The sequence below is a fragment of the uncultured Nostoc sp. genome, assembly GCF_937863485.1.
Lineage (GTDB): Bacteria > Cyanobacteriota > Cyanobacteriia > Cyanobacteriales > Nostocaceae > Nostoc.
The window spans coordinates 1-10,101 of the sequence record NZ_CALMFY010000102.1 but is presented as its reverse complement, the minus strand read 5'-3'; the positions used below and the strand labels follow the sequence as shown (position 1 = coordinate 10,101).

3 protein-coding genes are annotated in these 10,101 nt (G+C 42.1%); all 3 read left to right on the top strand.

Annotated elements, in window-relative coordinates:
- A partial coding sequence (locus tag Q0541_RS13250; RefSeq protein ID WP_298910933.1) for an AAA family ATPase occupies positions 1-5,684 on the top strand: 5,684 nt, incomplete at its 5' end.
- 882 nt (positions 5,685-6,566) lie between these two features.
- Positions 6,567-7,832 (top strand): pitrilysin family protein, encoded by a 1,266-nt coding sequence (locus Q0541_RS13245; RefSeq protein WP_298910932.1) that lies wholly within the window; start codon positions 6,567-6,569, stop codon positions 7,830-7,832.
- A 73-nt stretch (positions 7,833-7,905) separates the two neighbouring features.
- On the top strand, positions 7,906-9,198 hold the full coding sequence (locus tag Q0541_RS13240) for a pitrilysin family protein (protein WP_298910930.1): 1,293 nt from the start codon (positions 7,906-7,908) through the stop codon (positions 9,196-9,198).
- Positions 9,199-10,101 lie beyond the last annotated feature (903 nt).

Below are 10,101 nucleotides of genomic sequence, written 5' to 3'. Positions count from 1 at the left end.
GAACCCTATCAGAATGGCTATGCGTTAGTGATGGAAGACTTTGGGGGAATGTCTCTCACCCAGGGGCAAGCCAGAGGACAGAATGGGGGGTTGGGGGAACATCACAAGCTCTGATTGAGTTTTTACTTTTAGCGATCGCTTTATGTAATGCATTAGATACTCTAATTCGTAATCGGATCATTCACAAAGATATTAAACCCGCCAATGTTTTAATTAATCCAGAAACTAAAGAAGTTAAGTTAATTGACTTTAGTATTGCATCTCTGTTACCACGGGAAACTCAAATCTTGATGAGTTTTAATGTGCTAGAAGGGACACTCGGTTATTTGTCTCCAGAGCAAACTGGACGAATGAATCGGGGCATTGACTACCGAACTGATTTTTATTCTCTCGGCGTAACTTTTTACGAGTTACTAACAGGTCAATTACCTTTTAAATCGCACGATCCGATGGAATTGGTACATTGTCATATTGCAAAAAAACCAGAACAATTAAGAGGCAGGGGGGAAGAAGAAATTCCGCAAGTGATTTCAGATATTGTGATGAAATTGATGGCGAAAAATGCCGAAGACCGCTATCAGAGTGCATTCGGACTGAAATATGATTTAGAAAATTGTTTAGCTCAACTCAAGGAAACAGGGAAAATTGCAAGTTTCCCAATTGCCCAACGGGATGTGTGCGATCGCTTCATTATCCCAGAAAAACTCTATGGTCGTGAGCATGAAGTTGAAACTCTGTTAAAAGCTTTTGACCGCGTTACCAACAATCAGACGGAACTAATGTTAATAGCTGGTTTTTCTGGTATTGGTAAAACTGTTTTGGTTAACGAGGTTCACAAACCCATTGTCCGGCAGCGGGGCTACTTCATCAAAGGCAAATTTGACCAATTTAATCGTAATATTCCCTTCTCAGCTTTTGTGCAGGCATTTCGAGACTTCATGGGGCAATTATTAAACCAAAGTGATGTCCAATTGTCAAGTTGGAAAAATAAAATTTTACAAGTGCTGGGTGATCAGGGGCAAGTTATTCTTGAGGTAATTCCCGAACTAGAAGAAATTATTGGTCAACAACTACCTGCAACAGAACTTTCACCAAGTGCAGCCCAGAATCGCTTCAATTTACTCTTCCAAAACTTTATTCAGGTATTCACTACAAAAGAACATCCATTAGTAATTTTCCTCGATGATTTACAGTGGGCCGATTCTGCATCACTCAAATTGATGCAGTTGTTGATGAGTAAGTCAGGAAGTGGATCTTTACTTTTAATTGGAGGTTATCGAGATAATGAAGTCTCTACCGCGCATCCATTGATGTTGACTTTAGCGGATATTCGCAAAGCCAATGCCACAATTCACAATATTACTTTAGCTCCGTTAACTCAAGCCAGTTTAAATCAATTGGTAGTTGATACCTTGAGTTGTTCAGGCAAAATTGCCCAACCCTTAACGCAACTCGTCTATCAAAAAACTCAGGGTAATCCATTTTTTGCAACGCAATTCCTGAAAGCATTGTATGAAGATAGATTGATTAGTTTTAATTTTGAGCAAAGGTATTGGCAATGTGATATTGCTGCTGTCAAGGCACTTGCTCTCACCGATGATGTGGTAGAGTTCGTAGCGCTACAGTTGCAGAAGTTGCCAGCAGAAACGCAAAATGTCTTGAAATTAGCTGCGTGCATTGGCAACCAGTTTGATTTGCTAACCTTAGCAATTGTTTCTGAACAATCTGAAACTGAAACCGCTGCATCTTTATGGAAAGCTTTGCAAGAAGGGTTAGTTTTACCTACTAGTGAAGTTTATAAATTCTTTCAAGATAGTGGGCATAATTCTGACTCAAACCCCTTCAATTCCAATTTTAAAGTCCCTATCTACAAATTTTTACACGATCGCGTCCAACAAGCTGCCTATTCGCTGATTCCAGATGAGCAGAAACAATTAACTCATCTTCAAATTGGTCAATTACTTTTGCAAAATACCTCTGAGTCTCAGCAAGAGGAGCGACTTTTTGAGATTGTCAGTCAGTTAAATTGTGGAATAGCGCTAATCACCCAGCCGACTGAACGTCAACAATTAGCTCAGTTAAATTTGAATGCCGGTCGAAAAGCGAAAGAAGCTACTGCTTATGGTGCAGCAATTCATTACCTCAATTATGGAATGCAATTGTTGACGATTAATAGTTGGGAAATTGCCTACGAACTGACTCGAAATTTACACGAAGAAGCCGCCGAAGCTGCCTTTCTCAACAATGAATTTGAGCAGATGGAATCTCTTATCCAGGTTGTCATCCAACAAACAACCACCTTACTGGATAGAATAAAAGTTTATGAAGTTCAACTCCAAGCTGATCAGGTGCGGCATCAACCATTCAAAGTGATCGCAACTGGGCGTGAACTTCTCGATCAACTTGGGGTAACATTACCTGAATCAGTAACACCTTCAGACATTCAGGAATATGTATTAAACACGCTCTCCACATTGGGAGGCAGAAGTATTGAGAGCTTAGTTGATTTGCCATTGATGGATGATACCAAAGCTTTGGTTGCTTTGCGGATTATGGCTAGTATTGCTCCCGCCATCCACCAGGATTGCTCGTATCTGTTTCCAATTCTTGCCTGCCAAGAAGTGAATTTATCTCTTAAATACGGGAATGCACCACTTTCTGCACCAGGTTATGCAGATTTTGGAATTGTACTTAATACTTGTAACCAACTGGAGTCAGGCTACGAATTTGGTAAGCTAGCTTTAATGCTTGTAGATAGATTTCAAGCAAAATCTGTTCAAAGCATGACTATATTTAAGGTAGCTGCATTAAATCAATATAATAAACAACATATTCGCACCTCAATAAGTTTATTACAGGAATCCCATAATGTTGGATTAGAGACAGGCGATTTTTTTCATGTGCTTATATCGATGATTTTCAAGTTCTTCTATGTCTATTTAAGTGGCACAGAAGTTTTGGAAATCTTGCTAGCAGATATCAAAGCCTATGAGTCTAATTTTGCCAAAAACCAGCGCTTACTAAATTGGTCGAGTATAGTCTGTCAAAGCATTAAAAATCTAACCGAATATAGCAATAATCCAGAGTGCCTCATTGGCGAAGATTGTCAAGAAAAACAACTATTATCTGCGCTCCTCAAAGAAAACGACGAATTTACACTCCATATAATTTTCCTAAGTAAGTTAACACTAAGTTATCTGTTTGAGAAATTTCCGGCGGCAGTTGAAAATGCAAATCAGGCAGAGCAATACCTCAATGGTGCGGTAGGAATGCTCTCTGTACCTGTCTTCTACTACTACGATTCTTTGTCTCGGCTTGCTGTCTATCCAACAGCTGAACCGTCTCAACAGCAGCAATTACTCTTAAAGGTTGCCGAAAACCAGGAAAAATTGCAGTTTAGAGCCAAATTTGCACCGATGAATTTCCAGCACAAATTTGATTTGGTGGAAGCAGAACGCCATCGGGTTTTAGGCGAAAAGATGGCAGCAATAGAACTATATGATCGCGCCATTTCTGTTGCTAAAGAAAACGAATACATCCAAGAAGAAGCCTTAAGCAATGAACTAGCTGCCAAGTTCTACCTCGACTGGGGCAAAGAAAAAATCGCCCAAGTTTATATGCAAGAAGCTTATTACTGTTATGCCCGCTGGGGTGCTAAAGCCAAAACTGAGGACTTAGAAAAACGCTATGCTCAACTTCTTGCTCCCATCTTACAAGGCCAGCATCATCGCTTTCAACTGAGTTCAACCGTCGATGGCTCATCATTCCTAGATCAAACCATCCAAACGAACCTTTCTAGCAGTAGTATTTCTGAAGCCCTCGATTTTGCCACCATTTTTAAAGTCTCACAAGTTCTCTCCAGTGAAATTCAATTAGAGCAATTGCTCACTACCCTATTGCAAGTGGTGATGGAAAATGCTGGAGCGAAAAAAGCTGCCCTACTTGTACTCCAGCAGGATAACTTAGTGGTTAAAGCCGTAGCTACTATCAATGAAGGGGTGACTTTGGTATCTGTACCATTGTCAAGCAGCCAAACCGTTCCGATCGCATTAATAAACTATGTCAAACACAGCTTAAAAACTGTTGTGCTGAAGGATGCAACAGCGAAAAACGATTTTATTACCGATCAATATTTCATGCAGCAACAACCTAAAAGTGTGTTGTGTACGCCGATTTTGCATCAGGGCCAATTAATCGGGTTACTATATCTAGAAAATAAGTTGACAATTGGCGTATTTACAAGCGATCGCTTAGAAGTTATCCAACTGCTATGCGCCCAAGCAGCCATCTCTCTAGAAAATGCTCGTCTTTATCAAGAATCCCAGAATTATGGACAACAGTTAGAGCGATCGCTAGCTCAACTCCGTGCCAGCGAAGCTCGCTTCCAGAAACTTGCTGATAATATTCCTGGGGCAATTTACCAACTACGTATCGATGCTGACGGTTCAGCTTCAATGCCCTACGTCAGTTCTGGCTGCTACAACCTTTATGAGGTGACAGCAGAGGAAATAATGACAGGAACGCAAAGTGTTCGTTCTCTGGAACATCCAGATGATTTTGCCAGCATTCAGCAGGCAATAAGCTACTCTGTTGAAAACATGACACCATTTCGACAGGAATGGCGAATTATCACACCTTCCGGAACCGTGAAATGGATTCAAGGTGCATCCCAACCAGAGCGGCAAGCTGATGGCTCGATTGTATTAGATGGCTTAATCATGGATATTAGCGAACAGCAAGCTGCGCTACGCGAACGCAAACTTGCTGAAGCTGCATTACGACAGTCTGAAGCTAATTTACGCCAAAAATCTCAGGATTTAGAACAAGCACTCCAAAATTTCCAACAAGCCCAATTACAAGTGGTGCAAAATGAAAAAATGGCAACCTTGGGCAATTTGGTTGCAGGTGTGGCACATGAAATTAATAATCCCATTGGATTTCTTCAAGGCAGCCTCAACAATGCCCAAGAGTATACTCAAGACTTACTTGCCCATATCCAATACTATCAACAACATCATCCTACTCCTGCGATCGCAGTCATTGAGCATGGCGAAGAAATTGACCTAGAATTCTTGACTGAGGACTTACCAAAGCTCGTAGGCTCGATGAAGGTGGCTTCGGAACGGATTAAAGACATTAGCATCAGTCTCCGCACCTTCTCCAGAGCCGATACAGCCGAAAAAGTCGCTTGTAACCTCCATGAAGGGATTGAGAGTACCCTGTTGATTTTGAAGTATCGCCTCAAAGCTGACGAAAAACGTCCAGCGATTGAAGTTATCACCGAATATGGAAAATTACCACCTGTTAAGTGCTTTTTAGGACAGCTAAATCAAGTATTTATGAACATCCTCGCTAATGCAATTGATGCCTTAGATACATCCATTGAAGGACTTTCTTTTGCCCAAGCACAAGCCAATCATCAGCAAATACTGATTCACACCGAAGTATCCAGTGACCAAGGCACGGTAACAATTTGTATCAGAGATAATGGTCTGGGGATGCCAGAGGAGATTAAAGCGCGGATGTTTGACCACCTGTTTACAACTAAAGAGGTTGGGAAAGGAACAGGATTGGGATTAGCGATCGCTCGTCAAATTGTCGAGGAAACCCATGATGGGCGGTTGAGTTGCAATTCTGTACTTGGCAAAGGAACAGAATTTGTGATTGAGATTCCAGTCTCTTAATGGCTAGTACCGCAAGGCGGAAGTCAAAAATCAAAAGTCAAAAGTCAAAAGTATTATGGAGTAAGCTTTTTAGGGATAGGACTTACGCAAAAAACCTCTCAAACTCTCATTCCTCAGTGTCGCGCCAGTTGCTGCAAGTCTCTTAACCGCAGACGCTCTCTACGAGACGCTGCGCGTAGCTTGCTTCTCCGTAGGAGTACGCAGGCTCGCTACCGCTGCGCTATGCGCGGCATCGTCTCCCCTTTTCCCAAAGGGAGAAGACCGCGCTGCTTCACCGCTTTGCGTCTACGTTCTTTCATAACCCGTGCGTAATATCAGGTTCGGTTAAACACTTATAATATCTGTAGGTTGGGGAGCCACTGCGCCCTTCTCCCAAGGGGAGACGCCAAGGGCGATAGCGCAGCGGTAGCGAGCCTGCGAGCGTCTGCGGTTTCCCGACAACCAAGCAAGTGGCGTTTGAGGAACGAAACCCAACATTAACAAGAAGTAAATGTTGGGTTTTACTAGCGTACCCCTACGGGGATCTTGCTACAACCCAACCTACATTGATAGATTTTATTATAAGTAATCACCCGAACTTGATATAAGTAGGGATTTTAAATGCTTGCTCTATTTACGCCGTAGCGTACTAGTACTCCGATGTAGAAACCTGTAGCTGTATGTTCGCTTATTTTGAGATGGCAAAAAGAATTAATCCTTTCTTGGGACAGGAGTAAAGTAAAACGATTTTCCTCTCAATGGATAACGCTTCCAATTTCTCGGTAGTATGGAGAACAGCGATCGCATAATTCTACAAAATCTGTATAATTTGATTCTAAATCAGGTATCGTTCAGAGTTAAGATGACACAATTGCATTAAATTGTGGTTAAAGCTACAAAAAATTGTTAAAACAACTAACTAATACCTTATTTCCTGCCTCGGTCTTCCGACTAGACAGTGGTTTAACGTTTATTCATCAACAGATTCCCACTACCCCTGTAGTAGTAGCGGATGTTTGGGTGCGGGCTGGAGCCAGCCTAGAGCCAGAACCGTGGTTCGGTATGGCGCACTTTTTGGAACACATGATTTTTAAAGGTACGGCAACGCTACCCCCTGGAATGTTCGATTACAACGTTGAAAACCGGGGTGGTGTGAGTAATGCGGCGACAAGCTATGATTATGCTCATTATTCACTCACCACAGCTGTCCCTTATTTAAAAGATACTCTGCCCTACTTGGGAGAACTACTGCTGAATGCGGCAATTCCAGAAGATGAATTTAGCCGCGAACGGGACGTGGTGCTAGAGGAAATTCGCTCTTGTCATGACGATTCCGATTGGATAGGATTCCAAACTTTGATTCAAAGCATCTACCCGGATCACCCTTACGGACGTTCGATACTGGGTACTGAGCAAGAACTGATGCAGCAGTCACCAGAAGCAATGCGCTGTTTTCACCGCGCCCACTATCAGCCGGAAAACATGACAGTAGTAATTGCCGGGGGTATAGCCCAGCAACCAGCTTGGGAAATGGTAAATCGTTCATTTGCTGATTTTGCCGAACGCTCTAATTGTCCGCAGTTTGAGAAAGTTGCAAAGCCAGTAATAACAGGAATTCACCGTCAAGAACTGTGTTTACCACGCATAGAGCAAGCACGATTGTTAATGGCGTGGCTGGTACCCGGAGTAGAGGAAATCCGCACTAGTTATGGTTTAGATTTGTTGTCGGTGTTATTGGCAGAAGGGCGGACTTCGCGTTTAGTGCGCGATTTGCGAGAAGATTTACAATTGGTACAAGGAATTTGCAGTAGTTTTTCTCTACAACGGGAATCAAGTTTATTTACAATTACTGCCTGGTTAGAACCAGAAAATCTGGAGGAAGTTGAGTCTTTAATTTGCGCTCATTTGGATGATTTGCAGACTAGAGGAATTAGTGAACAGGAACTTGCCCGCACACGCAGGCTGCTGTGTAATGAGTATGCGTTTTCTACCGAAACGCCAAATCAGCTTACGGGGCTTTATGGATACTACAATACCATCGCCCAAGCTGAATTAGCTGTGACATATCCCCAGCAGATTCAGTCTTTTGATGCCCAAGAATTGCAAAAATTAGCTAAACAATATCTCTCGCCGCAGAATTATGCGGTTACTGTACTTAAACCCTGTTAGTTAATATTTATTTATTAGTCATTTGCGAATGAGTAATAAATATTAACTATTGACAAAAAAGGACAAAGGACAAATGACAACCTTGCTGCAAAAATCGCCTATCCATCGCACCACATTGAACAATGGCATTGTCGTGCTAGTGGCAGAAAACCCTGCTGCGGACATCATTGCGGCGCGAATCTTTGTGCGGGCCGGTAGTTGTCACGAAAATCGGGAGCAAGCAGGGTTAGCACATTTACTGTCAGCAGTGATGACAAAGGGATGCGATGGTCTTTCTAGTTTGGAAATTGCCGAAATTGTCGAGTCTGTAGGGGCAAGTTTGAGTGCAGATGCCAGCACTGATTATTTTTTGCTATCTTTCAAAACGGTAACATCCGATTTTGGGGAAATTTTAACATTGGCAGGGCGGATTTTGCGATCGCCTACTTTTCCCGAAACTCAAGTGGAACTAGAACGGCGTTTAGCACTCCAGGATATTCGTTCCCAAAAAGAGCAACCGTTCAATGTCGCCTTTGAACAAATGCGGCAGGTAATGTACCAAAATCATCCCTATGCTATGTCAGTGCTGGGAGATGAAACCACCATGAGCCGCTTAACTCGTGCGGATTTAGTGGAGTATCATCAGACTTATTTCCGTCCAGAGAATGTAGTAATTAGTATTGCTGGTAGAGTCACACCCACAGATGCAGTGGCATTGGTGGAAAAAGTCTTTGGTGATTGGCAAGCGCCAACACAAACACTGCCAATACTGAATTTACCTGAGATTAGGGTGGAACCGCAGGTAAGGCTGAAGCCAGTACAGACACAACAATCAATCCTGATGCTTGGTTATTTGGGAACATCAGTGAGTTCTGTTGACTACGCCCCACTGAAATTGCTGTGTACCTACCTGGGAAATGGGCTTTCTAGTCGCTTGTTTGTCGAATTGCGGGAAAAACGCGGTTTAGCTTACGAAGTATCCGCCTTTTACTCCACAAGGCTATTTCCAGCATCGTTTGTGGTTTACATGGGTACAGCACCGGAAAATACCAGCATTGCCTTAGAGGGACTGCGGACAGAAGTAGATTTATTGTCTAGCGATGAAGTATCCGAAAGCGCACTCCAAGCTGCTAAAAATAAGATATTGGGGCAGTACGCCTTGGGTAAACAAACGAACGGGCAAATTGCTCAGATATACGGCTGGTATGAAATTTTGGGCTTAGGAATTGATTTTGACACAAAGTTCCAAGAATTGATTGCGGCTGTGAGTGCTAAAGATGCGATCGCCGCAGCTTGTAAGTATTTAAAATCACCTTACTTGTCTTTAGTTGGCCAAGAAGAAGCAATTAATCGAGCGATGTCTACGACGGGCGGAGCCTACGCATAGGCTTATTCTAATTCCCTGCTTTTTGAGAAGAGTTAGGGAGGAGCAAGTCTGAACCCAAGGATATTGGATGAATGGCACTAATAAAAGCTCTAAGCTATGCAGAATAAGCACTACAGCTTTTAAAGCTATTGAACAGTGTCGGCATGGGGCAGGCGATTGTCCTTAATGCAGTGATGTGATCGCTACAAACCTCAGCACCCTTTGCGATCACTATTGGATTACCCGTTTGATTTAAAACTGACCAAAATTTTTTAGGTTCCTGTAACCTATCGTTTTGCATTGCCAAAATGTGAACATTTATCCATGATTTATAAAATAAGCCATGAAAGCGATCGCAGTTTATCACTATCAACCCACCACTGATTCAAACTGTTTTTCTCTTATTGATATCGAGAAACCTCAACTTGCAGCGATGCATTCAATGAAAGCTAATAAGTAGGTAGGCATAATTAAACCCACATTCCGTACCTTCAATGTACTTCTAAAAAAGAGGAATAAAATTAGCGATCGCGCTATTGGGTACTGGTTGGAATGGCAGGCTCGTTAACTGCAAACCCTTAATCCCGGATTTCTCACAAGTGAGAAAAAACACTTGGATGAGCAAAATTTAGGGTATTTAATTAATACATCATTAAATTAGATGAACGAGCCGGATAAATCCAAGTAAAAACCGAACAATTAAAGAGAAATAACTTACAACTTGTCTGCTTGATACGTAGAAAAAAAATGTGATAAATAAATATAGACATAGCAAAGCGAGAGTTGAATCAAGTAAATTAACTCCAATAGCAAGCCAATAATAATGATTTAAATTATGTCAAAATTAACCAGGGCAAGGGAGTTGAGATAGGGAGCATCCCAGTTTTTTGCAAAGAGGACGAAAATCAGTCAGGATAAGTAAGA

Coding starts and splice junctions, on each gene's coding strand:
- Q0541_RS13240 (WP_298910930.1), top strand. CDS start 7,906: ATGACAACCTTGCTGCAAAAATCGCCTATCCATCGCACCACATTGAAC.